Genomic DNA, 18,376 nt, shown 5'->3' with positions numbered 1-18,376 from the left:
ACCCCTGTCTCCTGGGGCCGTACGAGCGTGTCTGTGGCCGGGAACAACGGTCAGGGGGAGGAAATCCCCCTGACCCTGTTCAACGGCCGTGAGTGGCCCGCTGTGCTGATGCTGCCCGGCGCAACCGGGCTGGACATGCCGCCCTGGGCGCTGTTCTCGGATGACTCGCCCAACCTCGACGGGTCGATCTACCGCTCGGCTCGTGTGGCAGCGCGAGAGATCATGATCCCGGTCTATCTGCACGGTATCGACCGGCCCACGGTGAACCAGCTCAAGCGGAAGTTCTTCCAGGCCCTCAACCCCAAGCGGGGCTACTGTCTCCTGCGATTCACGGAGGGCAGCGGAGTCACCCGCCAGCTCACCGTGTACTACAAGGGCGGGATGGAAGGCTCGGAAGGCACGGACGACTCCGGGTTCTCCTGGGCGAAGTACGGCCTGAGCTTCACGGCCATGGACCCCTGGTTCTACCAGGACCGAGTCACCACCAGGTGGGACTTCGGTGCCGGCGACCCCTTCCTGAGCGAGACCCAGCCCTTCATGCCCCTGCGCCTCTCCGCAGGCGTCATGGGCGGCCCCGGACAGAGCCTGACCATCTCCAACCCAGGTGATATCGAGGCATGGCCCGTCTGGGAGCTGCACGGCCCCGTGAAGGCTTTCAGCCTCACCAGCCCGGCCGGAGACACCGTGAAGGCCTCTCCGCCCGCTGGCGGGTCCGATCTCGTCCCAGCGGGCAGGGTCCTGACCATCGATACCCGCCCCGGGCGGAAGACCGTGAAGGACGACCAGGGAAGCAACTACTGGAGCAAGCTCGATACCGATCCGCGTTTCTGGCCCATCGAGCCAGGCACCTCCAGTGCCGCCATTTCCGTGGTCACGGGGGCGGGCAGGTCAGCCGTGATCTTGTCCTTCCGTCCGCGCTACGCCAGCTACGTCTAGGAGGTGAGCCCTTGGGCTACCGGGTCGAGGTCTTCGACAGGACCCTGAAACGCGTCGGGGAGATAGACGAATGGATCTCCCTGAACTTCACCGTACGGCTCTCCCAGGAAGGCATCTGGCAGCTCCTCATCAAGGACGGCACACCGCAGGCCCAGCTCATCGAGAAGGGCGGCGGCATTGCGATCTGGCAAGACGGCGTGCCCGAACCGGTCCTCTCAGGCCCGGTGGACACCTACCAGAAGTACTGGACCAAGCTCCAGCACACCGGCCCGGGAAGCCTGTACATCGCGGGAAAGTGCCACAACACCCTGGCCTACTCGCGCCTGGCCTTCCCCGATCCGTCCAAGCCTGTGTCGGCGCAGTGGCAGGCGCCCGCAACACGTCTGGTGAGCGCGGCCACCTCCCGCGCCACGACGGTCTACAACGAGCTGAACAGCGCCCTGGGCCCGGCCGCCCTTGCTGACAGGCGCATTACCGGGCTCAACGCCCCCGCACCGAGTATCGCCGTGCAGGGTGTCGCCGACTCCCTGCGGATGGACGTCGTAGGAGCGAAGGTCGAGGAGTGGCTGAAGGACAACGCGCTCTCCTACCGCTTCCTCTACAACCCCTCAGCTCAGCGCATCGACCTGCGCATCACCAAGCCACGGGATCTCTCCAAGACGGTCCGCTTCTCCACTGAGCTGGGCAACCTGCGGGAGTTCGTCTGGACGCTCAGCGCTCCGCGACTGACCCGCGCCATCGTCGGATGCGGCGGCCAGGGCAAGGACCGCTACTTCTTTCAGAAGATCGACACGGCCTCCGAGGCCGAATGGGGCATGCAGCGCGAGGTGTTCGTAGACCGCGCCGACATCCCCTTGAAGGCCGGGAAGGCGGGTGCTCCGGCGATCGTGTCCACCATCCAGGCTGACGGCCTGGAGGACATCGGCATGAACCCCGATGGCAAGGACTGGACGCAGAAACTCGCCACCGCCAAGGCCGCCCTCCAGGCCGCCAAGGACGCCGGGAAGCCCGACTACGACCCGGAGTACGACGCGGTGGTACAGGCAACCAACGAGGCCAAGCCCGTGGCCGTCGAGTACTACAAGGGCGCTCTTGAAGAGGCCGCGGCGAAGGTTCTCGCGGACGCCGCCGGCACCGGCAACTTCCAGATCTACCCGATCGATACAGAGTCCTGCCAGTTCGGTCGGGATTACCAGGTGGGCGACATCGTCACCGTGATCGTGGACGGCACCGAGTACTCCGACCTCGTACGTGAGGTCACCATCTCCGTCGATGACGGAGGCAACACCCAGGACATCAGCCCGAAGATCGGCCAGCAAGGCAGCGGTGAGCCGCTGAATCTGTACAAGACCGTCTACGAGATGCAGAAGAAGCTCCGCCGACTCGAATCAAGGATGTGATGCATGGCAGAAGTCAGCTACCCGTTCAACAGCTCAAATGCTTCCGGTGGCACGTCCGTTGTCTCACAGACTCAGTGGCAAACCATGGCCGCCATGTGGGGCGGCGACCGAGTTGATTTCCAGCTCACCAGCTCCAGCTACACCCCTGCCGCACTGCCTTTCTCTGCCCGCGTGGTGAACAACCGCAACGTCGAGATCAACGCAGGCAGGGCATGGGTCGGCGGCTTCTACTACCAGCTCACCGCCACCCAGGCCGTCACGATCGCCAGCAACCCCACCAGCCAGGCCCGCAAGGACCTGATCGTGATCCAGGCAGACCTTTCGAAGAGCGCGCTGAACCTGGCCGTGCTCAAGGGCACCGCGTCAGCCACGCCCGTTGCTCCGCAGCCTCGCCGGCAACCAGGCGGGATCTGGGAAATGCCGCTCTACGAAGTAGACGCCGCTCCACTGGATGCCTCGGTATCAGTGAGCGCGCGCATGCCCTTCAGCATGCCGCAGGCGATCAGCTACCCGTGGAACGCCACCGAGTCCGCCCGCTACCAGCCCGTAGGCACCTTCGCCCTCGACATGGACAGCAACGGCGGCGACAGCCAGGCCGAGTACTTCCGGGGACGTGACGGCTACGTCCCAACACGGCACTTCGGCAAGTCCAAGGCCTACACACCCCGGCTGCTCTTCGACAGCAACCTCCCCACAACCGGCATGGTCTACAACGGCCGTTGGCGCTGGATCGCACCCAACACCGTGTGGTTCTCACTCGCCATCACCAACCACAACAACGGGCTCTCGACGGACAACAACGTGCCCTACGGCATCCCTCTGCCAGTCCCCGCCAACGGGCGTACAGGCCAGGTACTCACCGGGCACCTCATGAACCCTGCGGGCTCCAACGGGTTCCCGACCTTCACGAGCCTCCTCGGGCGGATCACACCCGGAACGTCTCCTCGACACTTCTCCGTCTACGTGCCGAGCTACACGTCACTGGCCGCCGGACTGGACAACCTCCGGATCTTCCCCGGCAAGAGCGCCATCACATTCTCAGGGGTCTATGAGGCCGACACCTTCAACGAGTAGGAGCAACGCCGTTGGCACGTAACGTATTTGGCGGCACTGCCGCCGATGTGGCGGAGGACTCCGCAGGAGCCCGCGTTCCCGGTGTGACCGGGACCGTGTGGGACGGCCCCTCGGACGGCGCGGCGCCCGCCGCGATCACCGACCTGGGCGGAGCGCCCCTGACAGGCCTCACAGCCGACGACAACGGCATGATCGGGTCCTTCCTCGGCCCCGAATCCGCTGAGGTGCTGTGGGTGGACTTCGGTGCGGGACGCGTGGCCATCTCCTCCAGCACCGTAGGCGAGCGCCTGCGCGGACACCTGACGGCCGACGACCCCCACGGGGACCGGGCTGCGGCCCTGGACACCATGGAGGCCCAGAAGGGCGTTGCCGGCGGGCTGGCCTCCCTCGACCTGGACGGCTACGTGCCTCCCTCCCAGCTTCCGTCCTCCGTGGACTGGATCAGCGTGAAGGCGAGGCGCTTCGGCGCCAGGGGCAACGGCACCGCCGACGACACAGCGGCAATCCAGGCAGCGGTGAACGCTGCCAAGGCCGCGAGGACGGTCCTGTACATCCCCGCAGGGACCTACCTGGTGAGCGCGCCCATCACCATTCCGGTGGGCGAGGGCCTGACGATCCAGGGTGCAGGCTGGGGCTCGGTCATCAAGGTCAAGGGCGGCAGCAACGTCTACGCCTTCAAGATGACGGGCGAGGACACCCGCATCACGATGCGGGACCTCAAGATCGACGGGAACTGTCTGGAGCAGAACGCGCCCTCAGGCGGCATCTACGCCCCTGGCGCCGTTTCGTCCCTCTTCGAGAACATCCATTTCACCTTCTGCTGGGAAGACGCTCTTTACCTGGGCCCCATGACCAGCGGCGCATTCGGGCACAACAACAAAATCACCAACTGCCTTTTCGACCAGAGCATGTCCTCCACCGGGCCGGGCCGGGGCATACACATGACGGCGAACGACGAAAACCAGATCCTCGCGTGCGACTTCGAGTTCCTGGGCGGCATGGGCGGGACCGGGTTCGGTACCGCTGTGTGCATCCTCGACCGGGCAGGCACTCAGATGATCGTGGCGTGCAACTTCGTCGGGGGCGCCTCGAACAACACCAGGGGAGTACGCCTCCAGGACTGCTCCAACACCAAGATCACGGGATGCAACTTCGACGGCACTGGCGGAGACAGCATCTTCATCGCCGGCACTCAGAACATGGTCACCTCCACCAGCATCTTCGGACCCGGTGAAGTCGGCACCGCCGGACAGGCCTCCGCCATCCACCTGGAATACGGCACCGCCCACAACCAGATCTCCGGGAACACCCTCGCCACCTCGACCACGGACGGCCGCACCCGGTCCCTCATCCGCGAGGAGGCCATGGGCAATGCCGGGCCCAACCTCATCGTTGGCAACGTTCTGGTGGCCAAGGGCAGGCCAGCCGTAGGCCTCACCGAGCTCGAAGGCGCGGGAACCGTGGTCCGAGACCTCCTCGGTACTGCGGGGTCGACGAGCACCAGGACGAGCGGCATCCACGTCCCCGAGGGCTGGGGCCGGTTCTGGAGGGCCCGCCGGGACGATCCTTCGAGCCTTGCCAGGGTTGCCGTGGTCGGCGGCAACATCGCCCAGGGCCTCTACGCCACCAATCTCGAAACCGGTGGGACGGACGGGCTTCTCCGTACGGCTCTCCAGGCCCGGTACGGGCGTGGAGGCAGCGGCTTCTACTCCGTCACGCGCTCCAGCTCGTTCCTGTCGAGCGTCGGTGTCAGCACGGGGGCCGTCGAGGCGTGGACCGCGCGCGGGTGCCTGGTGGGCCAGTCCGGGACCTGGACCGTGGGCACCGGTTGGTACGGGCCCGGGGCCTCATACCTGGTGGCCTCGGCGTCGGCCAGCCTCACCTTCCGGGTAACGGGCTCCGTGGTCCGGGTCTACACCCTCACCGGAGCCAAGGCCCGTGCGAACTGGACGTACAAGGTCGACAATGCGGCTCCTGTCGCGGTGACAGATACCAATCCCGGGACTCTCGGAATCCAGGTCACCACAATTACCGGGCTGTCGGACTCAGAGCACACGGTGACAGTGGCATGGGCTGGCACAGCAGCCCAGACGCTCTCTGTCTGCGGTGTAAGTGCCGAACTACCTTCGGGTGTCCTCGTAGACACCCTGGCCCGGCCAGGTGCCAAGGCGGAGGTATACGCCGATCCGGCGCCCGCGGCCCTCAATGCCACCTGGAATGGCGGCCGTGCCCGCCCTGCTGATCTCGTCATCGCCGTACTCGCAACCGAAGACGCGGTTGCCGGCACCCCGCCGGACACCTGGGCAACCAGCCTCACCCGGTATCTCTCCGCCGTGAAGGAAGCATCCCAGGGCGCCACAGACGTGCTCCTGGTGCTCCCCCACGTAGGCCGCGCCGACCCGTCATACCTCTACCAGGCATACGCCACACGAGCATGCGGTATCGCCGAGACCTACGGGGCCGCCCTCGTGGACTTCTGGACCCTGGGACGCAACTCCTACGACTACTGGGCGTCCCTGAGCTACTGGGGCAACACCGCAGTACCAGGCCAGCCGGGTACAGACAGCGTCCACCCCTCCGACCTGGGCCACTCCTACATGGCCAGCACCATCCTGCCTCTGCTCACTTCCTGACCCGCAACGCATCGAGGCCGCAGACACCGCCGTCTGCGGCCTCTTTGTCTTGCCCTCCTGGAGGGCCATGACCCCTACCGCCATCTACGCACTCGGCGGCACATGCACCGCCATCGTCTCCGCCCTCGTACTCATCATCGCTGCCTACCGCACCAACACCGCGCGGGTCTGGCGCGAGGAAGCCGAAGCGCAGAAGTCCCGCGCCGACCGGCTTGCAGGTGACCTCACCGAGATCAAGGACCGCCTCTCCCGCCTCGAACGGGAGAACAGGCGCCTGGTCAACCTGCTCATCTCTCTCGACCCCGAACGCCTGGCAGGCATGCGCCTGTCCGCACCCATTCCTGAGGAGGACTAATGGCAACTCCCATGACTGCCACGCAGATCGTCACCCAGCTCAAGAAGTACGGCATCCCGTTCAAGGAGTACAAGGACTGGAAGAGCCACAACCGAAACCACAAGGGCTCGTGGGGCCCCGTACACGGCCTGATGGTCCACCACACGGGCAGCGACTCCACGGACCAGCGGGAACTTCTCTACAAGGGCCTGGCCGACCTCCCCGGGCCACTCTGCCACGTCGGTCTTGCCCAGGACGGCACCATTCACCTCGTCGGCTGGGGCCGCGCCAACCACGCGGGCGCGGGTGATGACGATGTCCTCGCGGCGGTCATCGCCGAGAAGCCGATCCCACCGGACAACGAATCCAACACCGACGGCAACGCCCGTTTCTACGGCGTTGAGATCTGGTACAGCGGGTCTCACGAGATGTCGGCTGCCCAGTACTCAACTCTCCGCCTTCTGGCGGCGGCTATCTGCGACTTCCACGACTGGCACGCGGGCAGCGTCATCGGCCACGGCGAGTGGGGCTCTCCGGGCAAGTGGGACCCCGGGTACGCGCCCGGCCGAATGATGGACATGGACAAGGTCCGGGCCGACATCAAGGCGACCATCGCCAAGGGCAAGCCCACCACCCCGGCCAAGCCGAAGCCGAAGCCGACTCCGCCACCGCCGTTCCCGGGCCGTACCTACTTCCAGGCGGGGGCCAAGAACGCCTACGTCACCCAGCTCGGGAAGCAGCTCGTTGCGCGCGGCTACGGACGCTACTACAGCGAGGGCCCAGGCCCTCAGTGGACCGGCGCCGACCGCGCCGCAGTCCGCGCCTTCCAGCTCGCCCAGGGCTGGACCGGGGCCGACGCAGACGGCTACCCGGGCCCCTCGACCTGGGCCCACCTCTTCAACTAACCCAAGGGGGAACTCATGAAGGACTTCATCTCCAAGCACGGCGTTCGTATCTACGCGGTCCTGGCGGCCCTGGTGCCGGCACTCGTCATCCTCTGGCCAACCATCCCATGGGAGGCCCTGGTTGCCGCGACCGCTGGTCTCCTCGGTGCGGGTGTCGCTGCGGCGACCCACGAGGACACCAAGACCATCCGGGCTCTCTACGACGAGAGCCCCTTCCGCGCTGAGGTGCGCAGCGCTATAGGCGAGTAAGACACGAAGAGCCCCCTTCCGATACCGGAAGGGGGCTCCTTTTTCGTTAGCCGTGTCCGACAGACCAGGCGAGGAATACGGGCCAGCCGGGCGGCCGTTCCATGCCGGGGGCTGCCTCACGACGCTCGCACGCAAAGTGCGTTGACCCGTCGCACCCACAGTAGAAGTGGGCGATATCAGCGTGCGCCTCGTGCTCCTGGCCGTGATGCTCACACTGGTATCTCACAGTACTCCGCACCCTGGTTCCCAAGTCTCCTCAGACCCCTCCCAACCCGCTTCGCTCACTGCTCCCCTTCCCCGACCGCGCCCATACTGTCTGGCGAGGCCGCAACCTCAGACGACTCTAGCCATGAGGTATCTGCGCCCGCTCCGGTTCCCCCGGCTACCGCCCCATCCGCCGCCATACGGCTGCCCTTGGGAGTGGCCTCAATCACCACATGTCTCCCATGAAGGTCTCGGACACGAATCAGGCCTTGCTTCTCCAGGTTCCTGACCGTTCCGGGGCCCACGCCGTTCACAGCGGGATCCACCCCGCCCGCCGCGTACCTGGTCCCGCGCAATGCACCGCCTGAGTCAGCAAGGGCCCTCAGAAGAACTGTCTCGGTCCAGGGAAGTGCGTCAGGCATGCGTAACCTCCTGCCTTGCCAAGTGCCCTGCTCCTGAGCACTCTTGGGGGTGGGGTTCGTTGCCGGCGACAGCAGGAGCCACCCCACGAAGAACCTTGACCCTTTTGACAGACAGCCGCGTGGCCTTGCTCGTATCTCCCAACGTCGCGCCCTGTCGAGACAGCCTCTCAACTGCTGCCTGAAGCGCTCTGGCGTACTGCGCTTCAGCGTCCCGGAGCGTAACCAGTTCCGGTGATGTGGGGGTGAGTTCGACATCGGCAGCGATACCCAGGAGTGCCAATCCCTCCTCCACACTCCGCCGGGTGGCCCTCAGAGTTCTGCCACATCCGAACACGCCGTGTTGGGTGAGGTGAGCGATCCAGATGTTCCCGCGCCTGGCGGCTTCGCACTCGACGACTTCGATCACGCTGCACGCTCCATGCCGTCAATGACTTGCTTCACGATCATGCTCGGGATTGGGTTGGGCAGGACGACCTGATGACTCCCGATGCGGTACAGCGTGTGCGAATCGCTCGCACGCACACGGACGAATGTGAGCCCCCGCTCTTCAGCAGCCGCGCGGATGCGGGCTATCGCCCCGCCCGTACTCCTGTCTGCCCGCATGTCGGCGGTAACCTTCTGCGCCTCTGCCCACTCCTCGATGGTCACCACAGCTTCGTGAACCGGTTGAGGGGACCACTCCCACTTCGAGAGGGGATTGGCTCGTGAGTAGCCAGGCCTGCCCGTTCGCGACGCCTTGCGGTTGTAGACCTGGTAGCCGCTGAGCTTGGGGTTCGCGATCAGCCCGTCAACGCGGTTGTAGGTCCAGGGGGTCTCTGTCGGATAGCGCTCCGGATCGGACGAGAGGACGGCAATGATCTGCCCCGTGGACAGGTGCTCCTCTCTCCGCAGCCGGCACAGCTCCTTGGCTGTGTCGAAACGGCGGTCATCGGGATGACGTACCAACCTGCGCTTCGGCCGCCCGCCGAACCTCCCGCTCCTCACCGGCGCCGACTCGTCGACTACGGCGATATAGGGGTAGGGCGGGTAGCCGTGGTTGTACCCCTGGACAGCATGCTGAACTTGTCCGCCCGCAGACATCTCCTTCATGACCGTCAGATAGATCTCTGCCTCTGCCTGGCCGTACCGACGGTTGCGCAGCCAGCCGGACTTCGTTCCTCCAACAGGCTCATTGGCGTAGATGACTTCGACGCCAAGCCTCTCTAGCTGGTGCTCCACAGTCAGGCTGGTCAGCATCGCGCGAGCGACCCTGTCAGAGCGCTCCGCCAAGACGTGCGTCAGGCCCAGTGGATCGGCCTGCTCGATCAGGTCTTGCAGGCCCCCGTCACGTGGCGTAGAGACGCCCAGGCTGTCATACATCTCCAGGTCCCCCAGCCCTCGCAGCTCTGGGGGCAGCATGCCTGACTCGACGTCCCAGAAGTACGCCGCGAACTCCTCGCCCGCCTCCAGGCGGGCGGAAGCCAAGACCACCTGTCGCGGGATTGAGCTGGCAGGGTTCTGGTTGTCCTTGGTGGATACCCGCCCGAGGAATGCAACGCGCCTGGACCTGTGGAGCCCCGTCTCCTTGAGTGACAGCCCGCTCAGGTCTATCGGAGGCCCGTACAGAGACGTCATATCTCCTCCTCCAGGTCCGCACGGCACGAGTCGTACGTGCCGTCCTCGACGGACAACCAGAACTCCTCTGTACAGCCGTCTGGAGCAGCGAACCAGCCTGCCACCCCTGACCGTGCCTGGCTCCTCGTCTCAGGTGCTCCGAGCATCGTCACGACCTTGCCGACCTCGGTCCCGAGGAGGCACCACTCGCAGGAGCATCGGTCACACCCGCACCCCTTGGGAGTTCCTACCGCCTCAGGGTCCGGGCAGGATTCCTCACACGACTCGCGGTAGTACGTCGCCTGCGTCCCGAAAAGGAACATCAGTTGGTCCAGCGCAGCCGGAAACTCGGCACAGCAGTACAGCGAGCTGTCCTCGCCGCCCGCTTCTCTCTGCCCCACGTGAAAATGCATGTGTCCTCCCAACGCAAAGCGGCCCACCCCCGAAGGGGTGGGCCGCTCTCATCCTTCATGGTCTGCCTACTTGCTCACCGCCTCGCCTGCCTCATCAGGCCAGGGAGGCGGAGTTGCCCCCAAGACGTCCCGGCACACACCCCCGAGACGTCCCGGCACACAGTGGACAGAGCCGAGTGGGGGCGGGATTACACGGTCGCCTGTAGGACTTCCCTCACCCGCTCTTCCCCTGCATGCCTGACAAGATCTGCGGTTCCGACGCCGTACCCCTCTGGGACGTCGGCCAGCGGCAGCGGATAGCCGTCGATCTTCGCCAGCGCGAGGCCGTTCGCCGCAGAGATTCCAAGGATCTGCGAAGCCTGGCTCAGCGTTACCACGGGTGGCAGTTCGTCACTGTTCATGACGCCAAAGCTACTGACCCTGCGTGCCGCCCACACTGGACTTGTCGAGTCTCGGGGGCATCGATCAGGACTCGCCCCGGCGGTACGCGCATGCCCCTCGTCTCCGACACGAAAGAGAATGAGCCCGCCGACAAAGCGGCCCACCCCTTCGAGGGGTGGGCCGCTCTCGTCTTACGTGTCTGGCTACTTGGTGGCTCGGGCGAAAGCTTCCTTGATGCTGGCCGGGACTCGTCCCCGGTCGTTCACGTCGTAGCCGTTCTCCTTGGCCCACACGCGGATCGCGGCCGTGTCCTCCTTGGCACTGACAGCGCCAACACGCCCGCGGCTGCCGGCGGAGGCCCGGCCGCCCGTGCGGCGACCGGCCGCAAGGTACGGCTCCAGCGCCTTGCGGAGCTTGTCCGCGTTCTTCGTCGTCAGGTCGATCTCGAACGTCTTGCCGTCGAGGCCGAACGTGATCGTCTCGTCCGCCTCTCCGCCGTCGAGGTCATCGAGAAGAAGGACCTGAACCTTCTGCGCCATCTTGGTAATCCTTACCCTGAGTTAGTGGTGCTACCGACGATGTGATGCCGTTTTTCGTCGTGCCCCTACACGAAAACCGGCCTTAGTCTACGGAGACTGTCACACAGTCTCCGCCCCTTCCAGCGTGTTCTATTTCCTACCCGATTCACGTCCACACCTGATATAGGCACGACAACCGCGAGTCTCGGAAGTCTTCAGTCGACGGGGGTGAACTTCTCTTCCGTCCAGTACCCGACAAGCTCGCGCGTCCGCACGTGGTACACGGGCTGGCCCAGCTTCGCGGCTTGCTCCTGGTCCTCTTCGGGCGCGGGCGCCCACCACACATGAGACTGCAACGTCCCGGCGAAGAGCACGTCCCCTGAGTGGACAGCCCGTATCTCGTACCGTCCTGCGGCCGTGTAGACCGGCTCCGCAAGGGTGCCCTTGCCCTTTGGCTTGCTGGACCGCTTGCCGCCCTTGCCTCCCCAAAGGATGTACGCCGAAGAGCCATTCGTCTTCGAACGAACCGCAGGGATGTTCCGTACCTCGTCGTGGATCCACTCGCCCGCTGCCGGCGGCTCGGCACGTTCGATACGCCCGTGTCCGGCTATGAGCGTCGTCCACGTTGCCCGCGTCTGCGGGTCGGCTCCTCGGGCACCGACGCAGGCTCGAAGTGCGGGCACTTTGCCGCCCTCGTGCGTCGCGGTCATCTCTTTGAGGTCCACCAGAAGGGTTCCTTCTCGTCGGACTTCGTGGCCCCTGGTGTCCTTGCCGAACGCGATGACGTAGTCACCTGCCCTGGCAATCTCCATCATCTCGTGAAGCTCAGCCATCTGTTCCTCTCTCTCCCAGTTAGGGGAACGCTTCCTGTTCCCGGCTTCTCTGCTGTCGTTGAGCACACGAAGCTCCGGTGCGTCGAGCTGGCCCGTGCACACGTCGCAGTCGCAGTCATGGCCCACGCACACCGGGCAGCTCACTTCGTCGCACAACCGATCTGGCCCGTACCCGTCTCCTCTGTCGTACGAGAAGGGGTAGAGGACGTGTTCTCTCTCGTAGCGGTGACCGTGCGCGAACGGCACCCCCGGGCAGGCCGCATTGGTCGCCGGGGCCGATGAGTCCGTTGCGAAGGCAGCTCTGCACCGCGTGCACTGCCCCCGTCCCTTCGAGCTGTCCCGAAGGGCATGCCTCATGACCCAGCGCGCTTACGCGGAGCCCGAGCAGCCGCCTTCCGCGGTGCCGGCAACGCCACCTCCGCAGCCCTCTTCACGGGAGTCGCCGCCTTCTTGGCGGGGGCCTTCCTAGGCGCCGCCTCCTTCTTCGCCGGAGCTGTCGCCTTCCTGGCAGTCGCCCGCTTCCTAGGTGGCGCAGCCTTGACCGGCTCGGGTTCCTGTACCGGCTCAGGCAGGACGGGGATCAACTTGAAGATCATGGGATTGGCGCCCGGCCTCTTCTGCCGCTGCTCCACGACCTCCACGTCTGCCATGTCCTCCGCCGTATTGAGGATCTGGGCGGCCGTGTACCTCGACGAAAGCGCACGGTAGAGCTGTGTCGACGTCATCTCGCCGCCGTACATCTCAAGCTTTCCGCGAATCTTAGAGTCGAGCGGTTCGACGGTTCGGGACCGTACTACGTTGCTCTGCGAAATCAGTTGTTTCACAGAGGCTATGGAGAAGTCCACGAAGCTTTTGGCTGCGTTCAGGGCCTTGATGGTGATCTCCGTCTTCCGCTCCGCAGCAGTGAGCACACACGCCACTCGCATGACCTGTTCCCCGGATCGCTCGATGTAGCACGAGACATCCTCGGGTAGTTCCTCAAGCTCTTCTTCGTAGCCGATTCGGATGTCGTCGTACCGGTCTGCTGACGCATCGGACAGTGTCATGCGGCGGGTCTCTTTGCATGCCCATTCGTACGCGAGACGAAGTGAGCCGCTTACCTGGATTTCGTCCAGAGGGTTGGCGGTCTTGTAGTCCCTCCTCCGCAGCCGCTTGGAGCCCTTGACCATCACAGGGAGGATGCGGTTGTAAGAGCCTCCCTGGGCCTCAGTGGCGGTGATGTACTTGGCCCAAAGGGCGGGCTGAATGTGGGCGTGGAACCCGAGGGCAGGTGTCTCGACGGTTATCTCCACCCTCTTCCCATCCTTCTTGGTCACGTTCGATATCCGCTTTCCGTCCCAGGAAGTACGAAGAACACCGCTGTACTTGGGGCATCGCTTTGCCAGAAGGAGCGTAGTGGGCCACTCCTCGTCAACTATGACCGTCCGGCCGTCCAAACCCCCTTCTGATGTCAGGGAGTCCTGTTCCGTCTCCCATAGCGTCTGCACCAGGGCGGGCCCCGAGGAGATCCCGCCTTGCCGGCGAAGGACCAGCCAGCCCCCAATGGCATCGCTCAGCACCCGCTCTGCGGTGGACAGGGCGAAGCCCTTGCGTCCGACCATCGACCGGCCTGCCAGGGCTGTCCAGACGACGACGGGCCGCCCGTCCGGCTGCAACACCTTGCCGTTGATGGCGGCCGAGTACAGGGCAAGTGCCGCCGCATGCACTCCGATCGGATCTGCCTCGGTGTGCTGCATGGCCCCTCGTACGGCTGCGCCGATCGGCCCGTAAGCCATGGGCTCATAGCGCGCCCTCTCGTTCACTCAATCCCTCCTTCAGTTGTGATGGCACGTCCGCGCAATGTGCGTGAGCGTCCATGGATCGGGCTGGAAGTGCCCCGTCCCAGCCCTCACCAAAGAGGCTCAGCTCTCGTCGTCTTCGTCCTTGCCGCACGTCATGTCAAGCAGCGCTTCGAAGGCCCTTCGAGCAGACTCCGCGCTGTTTTGGAACATCTGAGCCATTTGCCTGTAACCGATGTTCGTAATGAATGACGCGTCCTGCCGGGCTCGCAGCTCGGGGTCGGCCCGACCTGCCTCATAGTGGGCTTGGGCTTCCTTCGCACTCCCCTCCATCTCCCTGATATACGGGCCTAGGGCGGCCTGAATGATGCCTTCGTGTTCACGCAACACAGCGTTTTCTCTCTTGAGTTCATCCAGAACACTGCCATCTATCCAGCTCACTTGCCCTCCTCGGTCTTGAGCTCTTCCGTGCCAACAGCTCGTATCTCGCCCTTAGTCGGATCGATTTCGTACCCCTTCCTACTGAGCAGAAGCCAGACCTGGTGGAGAACGGTCCGCCGTCCCGTGAGGGGGTGCACGGAGACTTCCAGCGAGACAGAGCGCCCGACCGGCGAGTCATCCTCGATCGGGAAAGTGACCTTGTAGACGATCCGTTCTTCAGGCATCGCGCCTCCTCTGGAACTCAGTCGCGTATGCCAACGCGGCGACTTGCACCAGGCCGTGAACGGCCTCTCTCGGACAGGGGTACTGCTGAGCCCACTCCCCCAGCTCTTCGCACAACTCCCGGAAGGCAGACCTGCGCTCGGAGGCCACCGCGGAAGTGCCGGCGGCCGCCGTAGCTCGGGTGACGGCTTCCGCCACGTCCAGGACCCATCGCGTCGTCCCGCTCACCGCAGCGGCTCGTTCACGGGAGAGCGCTCAGGACTCGGCGGCCTCAGCTGCCGTTCTTCCGTCGGGATGATCAGGATCAGCGCATCCGCCGGATGCGGATCACACACCCCGCCCCAGTCCGCCAGGACGACTACCGGACCCGGATGGTCGGCCAGATGGATGCACACCCCGCAGGGGCACGAGCGGCTGAACTCGAAGCCCGACGCGGGATACTGGTCGTTGAAGTAGTCAGCCTCATGCGACGCAGCGTCGAAGGCCGCCAAGATCAGATCCCCGTCGCACACGTCCTGAGCACGCGCCAGGCGGGCGTGCGCCTGGTCCTCCAAGACCGGTGCATGATCTTCGTCCTCCGGGTACTTCGTGACGATGACCGAGAAGAACTCAACGCAGCTCACGCTTCTCCCTAACCCAGCTTCTCGGGGACCCACTTGAGCCCTTTCTGACGGGCAAGATCCAATGCGTACTCCACAGTTGGCGCACGCTCGGGAATCACGCCTAGCGCTAGCCACACCACGAGATGAAGAGACTCGTCATCCAGGAACTCTCTCCAGATCTCTCGCCCAATCGTCCGCCAGATGCCGTACGACACTCGCGTTCCAGCATCTCGGACGTTGACTTCCACGCCGTCCCGCTTTGGCGTCCAGAGGACGTCCACCCGGATCCTGTCGAGCGGATCGCGCCCGACGGCCATATGCGTGAACTCCATACACTTCCTTCCTGCTAGTTGCCGAGCAAGGGGCACGGCCACTTCGCTCCGCGCCCCAAACTCACCCACCTAGATCAGGTTGTTCTCTTCACGCCACTTCTGAAGTGCCGCTTCGCGTTCCGCCTTCGGGAGGCATCCCTCATGACGGGGGCTCGGCTTCCAGTTCCCTTCCTTGTCCTTACGCCCACGAATGTGGCTATAGAACTTCTCCAGGACCGTCCCGCAACCCTCAAGCTCGCAACGCCACTTCGAGCGCGTGTCACTGCCGTTGTAGTCCCCTATCAGCGTCCACCCGTGAAAGCGAGCAACGGTTACCGCATTACGCTTAGCCGCTACGTTGCGCTTGTTCGCACCCTGCTTGAGAACGGGAGAGATCCCCGACTCTTCCTCAGCCATTTCCATACTCCGCTCGTTTGTGACAAAGCAAAGGGCACGGACGAGTGCCCCTATCCGTCCGTGCCCCAAGCTCAGTCGACAGCACTACGGCTGCCCTTACAGGACTACTTCGCCCCTCGACGGGCATAGGTGTACCTACGCCGCACCATCCGCTTTGCATTGCTCAAAGTTGAACTCGAACCCACCTGCTTGATTACCCCTATGTAAGGGTCGTACCAGTAGGCGAGCCACTTTTCCGCGAACCACGGGCCAACCACGACTACGTATCCGCCGTAGTCGCGTTCCCCCGGCTTCCCTAGGTGCAACGTCCCGTAATGGTGCTGCCACTTGGCCATAGCCTTCTCTCTAATGCTCGCCCTTCCCTGGGTGATGAGTCCAGGGGGTTCCTGCGGAACCAAGAGGGCCCACGGCGCGTGTCCGTGGGCCCGATAGCTCTTACAGGAGCATCCTCAGTGACGGCGATTCCCGATGTAGATGTCCCCCTCTATGTAGGTGATTACGGAGCCGTCGGGCGACTCCATTGCGTACCAAAACCAGGCACGGGACCACAGAAGCTTCCAGCCAGCCTCTTCCAGCGCCTCACGCAAGGTGAACTCCCCACCGGATCCCGCGAAAAAGCCGTCTGCGGCTATGGACTCTTGCCCGTATGGATTTCGCTCCTTCGACAAGATGCGGACGACGTCTTCCGCGCTCCTTGCACTCTTCAGCTCTTCGAGCTGTGCGTTGACTACTGTCCAGAACTCTGCCGACATGGCTTTCCTCTCAACATGCGAAAGGCGCGGACGAGTGCCCCTAGCCGTCCGCGCCTACTTGCCCTACCTCTCCGCCGTTGCCGGCGGAGGTCAGCCGTTCACGTCATCCCCGAACGGGTCGGGCATTCGCCGTGCTTGATGCACCCGTCCACGTTGCAGCCGTACTTTTCGAACGTGGGCTCATTGCGGTAGCAGGACACTACGCACTCGCAGTCGTCGTACGTCCCGCACAGTAGGCACGGAAGCATGCCCGCGCCCGCCTCACCCGCTCCCAAGGGAGTCGGGTCGTAAGAAAAATCGTAATCTTCCATAGCTCCGCTCATCTTCATGCCCACAGCTGAAGTTTGCCGTGCCTGTTGATCCAATGAAGAACCTTGCAGTGTTCCTGAATTGGATTCCAGCACCCGAAGCACAGGGCCCGTTCCTCTTCGCTGTCCTGCATGCGCACAACCTGTCCGGGATGTGCGCTCTTGCACTCGTCACAGCTCTTGTGGACACGCCTGCTCAATTTTGCTTGCCTGTCCACCTCTGCGGCCGTGAGAAGGCGATACCGCAGAATCGCCGCAAGCCTGGGACTGTTGTACGTGTCCAATTCCAAACCGACGTACTTCGCGTGGTCAACGACGCGACCCTGATTGAGGAGTACCCGCTTACCGCGTCCGCCTATGGCCCGTTCGCTCAGGTCGTCTCTGGCATCCCAGAAGGCCGCCACTTCATGGATAGTCCCCACGCCCACCTGTCTGCCGGCAAGCCCCCGGTACTCCAAGAGGATGTCCACCGTCACGCCTTCTCCTCCGTCAGCCGAATCTGAGAATCGTGCATCAGAAAGTTGATGCCCGTGGGCCCAACCCACTTGAGAACGCGCCTTGCGAACTCCGGCTTACTGGTGTTGTGCATGGCCATAGCGGTAGGCATGTCCTTTGCGCGATAGACCGCCCGTGCGCCATGAGTCCTGTCCGTCAAGTAGTGGCAGACGTATTCCTCCACCAATCCCCCTCCTTAGTCGTTGCACTCGTATCGAGTGATGGAGCGCGCGGAAGTGTGCCCCTACCCGCCGCGCGCTCGACACCCCTACGAAAGCGGCGTGACCCGGATGTTGCAGCCGTTCACCAGGGCATAGCCCGTGGTGAAGATGTCTTCCTTGGCCCGCTGACACATTCCCGCATGGGCCACGCTGGTCGTGAAGGCATTGACCGACCGAATCATCGGTTCCCATCCCCTCACCGTGTAGTGGAACGAGCCATCCCGATCCGTCACGCTCACCCGGAACAGCTCGTGACTGCGGTACTCCCAGTAGAAGTTGTAGATCTCTATCTGAATGGGCCCGAACTGTTGCCTCACGCTCTCCATGACCGGAGTCATGTTTCCTCCATACCGTCGCTGTACGGCCCGTACGGGCCCTGTGAGTGCCTTACGGAACTCCCCCCGACAGACTCACGCTCAGACGCTTAGAGACGCGCTCAGCAGGGGTGCTGAGTATCAATCACCAGGCCCCGCATGCACGCTGGACGCGCCGTGTTGCATGTGTCTGTCGTAGGCAATCCGTAACGCTGTACGCACTTCACTCGCCTTGTCCATGACGCTCCGATTCCGCTGGTACTGCTTCGCTCCGTAGGCGCTCCAAACGGTCACGTTGCCCCAGGGCCAAGGCCGCTAGGTACGCAGGTCTATTCATGCCGGAGGACCAATCCCGGTTATCAGGCGCAGGCACGGCAGCCTGTCCCTATTGATGCTCACCCCGAGAGGAGAGAGGACGCACAAGCCCAGAGGTAGCCGTCTCTCGACTCATCCCCTTCACAGCGCTTTCGCTAGCCCCTGCCACGGCAGACAGGACCCCATCAGACGCTCTCAGAAGGCCTGTGGTTTCCAATGGGGACCAGACGCGCACCTACGGTGTACCGGTTAGCCCACGGACCTACAGACCCGTTCAGAGAGCGCGTCACATACTCGCGCTCAGA

22 protein-coding genes are annotated in these 18,376 nt (G+C 64.1%); 7 read left to right on the top strand and 15 right to left on the bottom strand.

The window, feature by feature from the left end; translation table 11 throughout:
* Positions 1–33 precede the first annotated feature (33 nt).
* The 7 genes from ABT160_RS04575 (at position 34) to ABT160_RS04545 (ending at position 7,531) form a co-directional block, all read left to right on the top strand.
* Positions 34–936 carry a phage tail domain-containing protein gene (locus ABT160_RS04575; protein ID WP_351643454.1) on the top strand — a complete coding sequence of 301 codons (903 nt, stop codon included), beginning with the start codon at positions 34–36 and terminating at the stop codon, positions 934–936.
* An 11-nt stretch (positions 937–947) separates the two neighbouring features.
* Positions 948–2,336: a Gp37-like protein gene (locus tag ABT160_RS04570; RefSeq protein ID WP_351643451.1), complete on the top strand. Its 1,389-nt coding sequence runs from the start codon at positions 948–950 to the stop codon at positions 2,334–2,336.
* A 3-nt stretch (positions 2,337–2,339) separates the two neighbouring features.
* The gene (locus ABT160_RS04565) at positions 2,340–3,410 is read left to right on the top strand and encodes a hypothetical protein (protein WP_351643448.1); all 1,071 of its coding nucleotides are present in this window, start codon (positions 2,340–2,342) and stop codon (positions 3,408–3,410) included.
* 11 nt (positions 3,411–3,421) lie between these two features.
* Positions 3,422–6,043: a glycosyl hydrolase family 28-related protein gene (locus tag ABT160_RS04560; protein WP_351643445.1), complete on the top strand. Its 2,622-nt coding sequence runs from the start codon at positions 3,422–3,424 to the stop codon at positions 6,041–6,043.
* Positions 6,044–6,110: 67 nt separating this feature from the next.
* A complete protein-coding gene (locus ABT160_RS04555) occupies positions 6,111–6,398 on the top strand; it encodes a hypothetical protein (RefSeq protein WP_351643443.1) in 288 nt (95 codons plus the stop codon).
* Positions 6,398–7,282, top strand: a complete 885-nt coding sequence (locus tag ABT160_RS04550) for a peptidoglycan-binding protein (RefSeq protein WP_351643441.1) — start codon at positions 6,398–6,400, stop codon at positions 7,280–7,282. Before ABT160_RS04555 ends, ABT160_RS04550 begins: the two co-directional genes overlap by 1 nt.
* Positions 7,283–7,297: 15 nt before the next feature.
* The gene (locus tag ABT160_RS04545; protein WP_351643438.1) at positions 7,298–7,531 is read left to right on the top strand and encodes a hypothetical protein; all 234 of its coding nucleotides are present in this window, start codon (positions 7,298–7,300) and stop codon (positions 7,529–7,531) included.
* Positions 7,532–8,149: 618 nt separating this feature from the next.
* Here ABT160_RS04545 and ABT160_RS04540 read toward each other — a convergent pair.
* From ABT160_RS04540 to ABT160_RS04470, 15 genes are all read right to left on the bottom strand, one after another.
* A complete protein-coding gene (locus ABT160_RS04540; RefSeq protein WP_351643435.1) occupies positions 8,150–8,563 on the bottom strand; it encodes a hypothetical protein in 414 nt (137 codons plus the stop codon).
* Positions 8,560–9,771, bottom strand: a complete 1,212-nt coding sequence (locus ABT160_RS04535; protein ID WP_351643432.1) for a recombinase family protein — start codon at positions 9,769–9,771, stop codon at positions 8,560–8,562. The genes ABT160_RS04540 and ABT160_RS04535 overlap by 4 nt, the downstream gene beginning before the upstream one ends.
* Positions 9,768–10,163 carry a hypothetical protein gene (locus tag ABT160_RS04530; RefSeq protein WP_351643429.1) on the bottom strand — a complete coding sequence of 132 codons (396 nt, stop codon included), beginning with the start codon at positions 10,161–10,163 and terminating at the stop codon, positions 9,768–9,770. Before ABT160_RS04530 ends, ABT160_RS04535 begins: the two co-directional genes overlap by 4 nt.
* Positions 10,164–10,351: 188 nt before the next feature.
* Entirely contained in the window at positions 10,352–10,564 is a 213-nt protein-coding gene (locus ABT160_RS04525) for a hypothetical protein (protein ID WP_351643427.1), read from the bottom strand.
* 183 nt (positions 10,565–10,747) lie between these two features.
* Positions 10,748–11,083 carry a histone-like nucleoid-structuring protein Lsr2 gene (locus ABT160_RS04520; protein WP_351643425.1) on the bottom strand — a complete coding sequence of 112 codons (336 nt, stop codon included), beginning with the start codon at positions 11,081–11,083 and terminating at the stop codon, positions 10,748–10,750.
* Positions 11,084–11,277: 194 nt separating this feature from the next.
* On the bottom strand, positions 11,278–11,961 hold the full coding sequence (locus tag ABT160_RS04515) for a hypothetical protein (RefSeq protein ID WP_351643423.1): 684 nt from the start codon (positions 11,959–11,961) through the stop codon (positions 11,278–11,280).
* 287 nt (positions 11,962–12,248) lie between these two features.
* Positions 12,249–13,631: a DUF3987 domain-containing protein gene (locus tag ABT160_RS04510; RefSeq protein WP_351643421.1), complete on the bottom strand. Its 1,383-nt coding sequence runs from the start codon at positions 13,629–13,631 to the stop codon at positions 12,249–12,251.
* 165 nt (positions 13,632–13,796) lie between these two features.
* Positions 13,797–14,114: a hypothetical protein gene (locus ABT160_RS04505; protein ID WP_351643419.1), complete on the bottom strand. Its 318-nt coding sequence runs from the start codon at positions 14,112–14,114 to the stop codon at positions 13,797–13,799.
* Positions 14,111–14,338, bottom strand: coding sequence for a hypothetical protein (locus tag ABT160_RS04500; RefSeq protein WP_351643417.1), 228 nt, complete (start codon positions 14,336–14,338; stop codon positions 14,111–14,113). Before ABT160_RS04500 ends, ABT160_RS04505 begins: the two co-directional genes overlap by 4 nt.
* 222 nt (positions 14,339–14,560) lie before the next feature.
* The gene (locus tag ABT160_RS04495; RefSeq protein ID WP_351643414.1) at positions 14,561–14,959 is read right to left on the bottom strand and encodes a hypothetical protein; all 399 of its coding nucleotides are present in this window, start codon (positions 14,957–14,959) and stop codon (positions 14,561–14,563) included.
* Between the two features lie 8 nt (positions 14,960–14,967).
* A complete protein-coding gene (locus tag ABT160_RS04490; protein WP_351643411.1) occupies positions 14,968–15,270 on the bottom strand; it encodes a hypothetical protein in 303 nt (100 codons plus the stop codon).
* A gap of 69 nt (positions 15,271–15,339) precedes the next feature.
* Positions 15,340–15,666, bottom strand: a complete 327-nt coding sequence (locus ABT160_RS04485; RefSeq protein ID WP_351643408.1) for a hypothetical protein — start codon at positions 15,664–15,666, stop codon at positions 15,340–15,342.
* A gap of 449 nt (positions 15,667–16,115) precedes the next feature.
* Positions 16,116–16,418 (bottom strand): hypothetical protein, encoded by a 303-nt coding sequence (locus ABT160_RS04480; protein ID WP_351643406.1) that lies wholly within the window; start codon positions 16,416–16,418, stop codon positions 16,116–16,118.
* Between the two features lie 325 nt (positions 16,419–16,743).
* The gene (locus ABT160_RS04475; RefSeq protein WP_351643403.1) at positions 16,744–17,202 is read right to left on the bottom strand and encodes a hypothetical protein; all 459 of its coding nucleotides are present in this window, start codon (positions 17,200–17,202) and stop codon (positions 16,744–16,746) included.
* A 287-nt stretch (positions 17,203–17,489) separates the two neighbouring features.
* Entirely contained in the window at positions 17,490–17,780 is a 291-nt protein-coding gene (locus tag ABT160_RS04470; protein WP_351643401.1) for a hypothetical protein, read from the bottom strand.
* Positions 17,781–18,376: the final 596 nt, after the last annotated feature.

It is taken from the genome of Streptomyces sp. NPDC001941, assembly GCF_040296945.1.
Taxonomy (GTDB): domain Bacteria; phylum Actinomycetota; class Actinomycetes; order Streptomycetales; family Streptomycetaceae; genus Streptomyces.
Note: the sequence above shows the minus strand (reverse complement) of the source record. Positions and strands in the feature narration are given on the sequence as shown.

What these genes read in the sequence shown, in the direction of transcription:
- ABT160_RS04565 (WP_351643448.1), top strand. Translation starts at nt 2,340, where the DNA reads ATGGCAGAAGTCAGCTACCCGTTCAACAGCTCAAATGCTTCCGGTGGC.
- ABT160_RS04555 (WP_351643443.1), top strand. Translation starts at nt 6,111, where the DNA reads ATGACCCCTACCGCCATCTACGCACTCGGCGGCACATGCACCGCCATC.
- ABT160_RS04550 (WP_351643441.1), top strand. Translation starts at nt 6,398, where the DNA reads ATGGCAACTCCCATGACTGCCACGCAGATCGTCACCCAGCTCAAGAAG.
- ABT160_RS04545 (WP_351643438.1), top strand. Translation starts at nt 7,298, where the DNA reads ATGAAGGACTTCATCTCCAAGCACGGCGTTCGTATCTACGCGGTCCTG.
- ABT160_RS04535 (WP_351643432.1), bottom strand. Translation starts at nt 9,771, where the DNA reads ATGACGTCTCTGTACGGGCCTCCGATAGACCTGAGCGGGCTGTCACTC.
- ABT160_RS04530 (WP_351643429.1), bottom strand. Translation starts at nt 10,163, where the DNA reads ATGCATTTTCACGTGGGGCAGAGAGAAGCGGGCGGCGAGGACAGCTCG.
- ABT160_RS04525 (WP_351643427.1), bottom strand. Translation starts at nt 10,564, where the DNA reads ATGAACAGTGACGAACTGCCACCCGTGGTAACGCTGAGCCAGGCTTCG.
- ABT160_RS04520 (WP_351643425.1), bottom strand. Translation starts at nt 11,083, where the DNA reads ATGGCGCAGAAGGTTCAGGTCCTTCTTCTCGATGACCTCGACGGCGGA.
- ABT160_RS04510 (WP_351643421.1), bottom strand. Translation starts at nt 13,631, where the DNA reads ATGCAGCACACCGAGGCAGATCCGATCGGAGTGCATGCGGCGGCACTT.
- ABT160_RS04500 (WP_351643417.1), bottom strand. Translation starts at nt 14,338, where the DNA reads ATGCCTGAAGAACGGATCGTCTACAAGGTCACTTTCCCGATCGAGGAT.
- ABT160_RS04490 (WP_351643411.1), bottom strand. Translation starts at nt 15,270, where the DNA reads ATGGAGTTCACGCATATGGCCGTCGGGCGCGATCCGCTCGACAGGATC.
- ABT160_RS04485 (WP_351643408.1), bottom strand. Translation starts at nt 15,666, where the DNA reads ATGGCTGAGGAAGAGTCGGGGATCTCTCCCGTTCTCAAGCAGGGTGCG.
- ABT160_RS04480 (WP_351643406.1), bottom strand. Translation starts at nt 16,418, where the DNA reads ATGTCGGCAGAGTTCTGGACAGTAGTCAACGCACAGCTCGAAGAGCTG.
- ABT160_RS04470 (WP_351643401.1), bottom strand. Translation starts at nt 17,780, where the DNA reads ATGACTCCGGTCATGGAGAGCGTGAGGCAACAGTTCGGGCCCATTCAG.